General features: G+C 74.8%; 2 protein-coding genes. Both read left to right on the top strand.

The annotated features are described in order from the left end of the window. Positions 1 to 1,990: SDR family NAD(P)-dependent oxidoreductase (locus Q0112_RS01635; RefSeq protein ID WP_297970534.1), on the top strand; the 1,990-nt coding region annotated here is incomplete at its 5' end. Further along, on the top strand, positions 1,987 to 2,381 hold a 395-nt coding region (locus Q0112_RS01630; protein WP_297970532.1), incomplete at its 3' end, for an alpha/beta fold hydrolase. The genes Q0112_RS01635 and Q0112_RS01630, both read left to right, overlap by 4 nt.

Below are 2,381 nucleotides of genomic sequence, written 5' to 3'. Positions count from 1 at the left end.
CCTCGGGATGGAGACGGCCGGCACGGTCACCCGCGTCGGCGCCGCGGTCACCGACTTCGCGGTCGGGGACGAGGTGGTCTGCCTCTATCCGAGCTTCGCCTCGCGCCAGACGCTGCCGGCCCGCTTCGCTGCGCAGCGCCCGGCACAGCTGACCGCCACCCAGTCCCCGGTCTTCATCAACTACATGACCGCCTGCTACGGACTGCTGGAGATCGGCCGGCTCGCCGAAGACGAGCGCGTGCTCATCCACCTCGCCTCGGGCGGGGTCGGGCAGGCGGCGGTCGCCATCGCCCGGATGGTCGGCGCCGAGGTCTTCGCGACGGCGGGCGACGAGGAGAAGCGCGCCTTCCTGCGCGGGCAGGCAATCGCCCACGTCTTCGACTCCCGCAGCCTCGACTTCGCCGACGAGATCCTCGCGGCGACGGAGGGAACCGGCGTCGACCTGGTGCTGAACAGCCTCCCCGGCGAGGCTCTGCGCCGGAGCTGGGACGTGCTCGCCCCCTACGGACGCTTCATCGAGATCGGCAAGCGCGACATCGAGAACGACAGCGCGCTCGGCATGCGCCGCTTCGACGAGAACCGCAGCTTCGCCGCTGTGGACGTCGACCGGCTGATGCGCGAGCGTCCGAAGGTCTTCCGCCGCATCTTCGACGACGTCGCCGCGCTCTTCGCCGCCGGCCGGATCGGCCCGATCCCGGTGACGGCCTTCCCCGCCGCGGAGGTGGCCGACGCCTTCCGCCTGATGGCGCGCGCGAAGCATGTCGGCAAGGTGGTGATCGAGTTCGCGGGGGGCGAGATCCCCGCGCTGCGCCTGCCCAAGCCGCGGTTCCGCCCCGACCGGACCTATCTGGTCACCGGCGCCTTCGGCGGCTTCGGGCAGGCGCTCCTGCGCTGGATGGCGGCCGAGGGCGCCCGCCACCTCGTCCTCGCGAGCCGCAGCGGCCCCGGATCGAGCAGCCTGGTCGCGGACCTCGCGGCAGCAGGCGTCGAGGCCCGGGCGGCCCGGCTCGACGTGTCCGACGGCCCGGCGGTGCGCGCCCTCCTCGCGGACATCCGGGACAGCGACGCCCCGCTCGGCGGCATCTTCCACGCCGCCATGGTCCTCGACGACGGCCTGCTCGCCGGCTGTGACGGCGAACGGCTGCGCGCCGTGATGGCGCCCAAGGCGCTCGGGGCGCTTCATCTCCACCGCGAGAGCGAGAGCGACGCGCTCGATCATTTCGTGCTCTTCTCCTCGGTCGCGCAGCTCGTCGGCAATCCCGGCCAGGGCGCCTACTGCGCGGCGAACGCCTACCTCGACGCCCTCGCGCGGCACCGGCGGGCGCGCGGCATGCCCGGCCTCTCGATCGCGTGGGGGGCGCTCGGTGACGCGGGCGTCGCGGCGCGCTCGGAGGGACTGATCGCCCAGCTCGGAGCCTCGGGCCTGCGCCCCTTCACGACGTCGGAGGCGCTCGCAGCGCTGGGCGGCCTGCTCGACGCGGCACCCGCGAACGTCACCTGCGCCGACATCGACTGGGAACGCTGGGCGGCCGGCGCTCCGCTGGCGCGGACGCCGCGCTTCGGCGCGATGGTGCAGGCGGCCGCCGGCAGCGACCGGCTGAGCCAGCTGCGCCGCGAGCTCGCGGCGCTGCCCCCGCCCGATCGCATCGGCCGCCTCGAGACCGCCGTCCGCGAGGCGCTGGCCGCGGTCCTCCGCTCCGACCCCGCGACGATCCCGCTCGACCGCTCGCTCGACGGCCTCGGCGTCGATTCGCTGATGGCGGTCGAACTCGCCCTCGGCCTCGAGCAGGACGTCGGCATCAGGCTCCCGACCACGCTGCTGATGCAGGGGCCGAGCGTCAGCGCCCTGGCAGGCCAGCTCGTGAAGGAGCTGCTCGCGGTCGACCGGCTGGCGGAGACGCCGGTTGAGGCGCTGAGCGAGGCGGAGACCGATGCCATGCTCGAGATGCTGATCGGCTCGGGCGAGCTCGATCTCGAGAGCCTGCCATGACGCCCGGCGACCCGCGCCTGCGGTCGATGACCGTGGAGCAGAAGCGGCAGCTGCTGCAGCGCACGATGGCACGCCGCACCGACCCCGCCCCCGCCCCGTCGCCCGGCCTCTGGGTCCGGCCGATGGCCGCGCGCCCGCACGCCCGGCGCCGGCTGCTCTGCTTCCCGCACGGCGGCGGCGGCGCGACCAGCTACCGCGCCTGGCCCGCCCTGCTCCCCCCCGATTTCGAGCCCCTCGCCGTGCACCTGCCCGGCCGCGACTCGCGCACCGCCGACCCCTCCCCCGCGACCCTCGACGAGGCCGCCGCCGAGATCGCCGACACCCTCGCCGCCGCGCTCGACCGGCCGTATGTCTTCTACGGCCACAGCCTCGGCGGCGCGCTCGCCTGGCT

The organism is uncultured Amaricoccus sp. (assembly GCF_937858865.1).
Lineage (GTDB): Bacteria > Pseudomonadota > Alphaproteobacteria > Rhodobacterales > Rhodobacteraceae > Amaricoccus.
The sequence above is the reverse complement of the archived record's forward strand: the minus strand, read 5'-3'. Positions and strand labels throughout refer to the sequence as shown.